Source organism: Bradyrhizobium sp. UBA2491 (genome assembly GCF_002341725.1).
In the GTDB taxonomy this organism is placed as follows: domain Bacteria; phylum Pseudomonadota; class Alphaproteobacteria; order Rhizobiales; family Xanthobacteraceae; genus Bradyrhizobium.
Map to the genome: position 1 here is coordinate 140,142 of NZ_DDOP01000068.1, position 302 is coordinate 140,443.

Annotated in this window: 1 protein-coding gene; it reads right to left on the bottom strand. The window is 63.9% G+C overall.

Annotated elements, in window-relative coordinates:
- Window positions 1-302: DUF1800 family protein (locus B2W55_RS23925; protein WP_291532291.1), on the bottom strand; the 302-nt coding region annotated here is incomplete at both ends.

Sequence of the window (302 nt, forward strand, 5' to 3'; positions counted from 1 at the left end):
GTCGCCGACCAGCACGCGGATGTTGGCCTTGTACTGGTGGACGTTGAAGTGGTTGAACCAGAACCACGTCAGGCGTTCGCGCAACTGATCCGGCGCATACAGCGCGTGCAGGATGCTGCGCGCTGCGGCCTGCCTGGCGCGGTCGTTCATGGCCTGCTGATAGACCTGCTGGGCCGCCTTCTTCTGCTCGGGATCGGCGACCTGATTGGCGGACTTTCCCTGCTGATCGAACGACACCGCGATATCGAACGGGAAGCGATGCACGTCCGGCATCGCCTCGATCTGGGTATGGACGGCGGCCG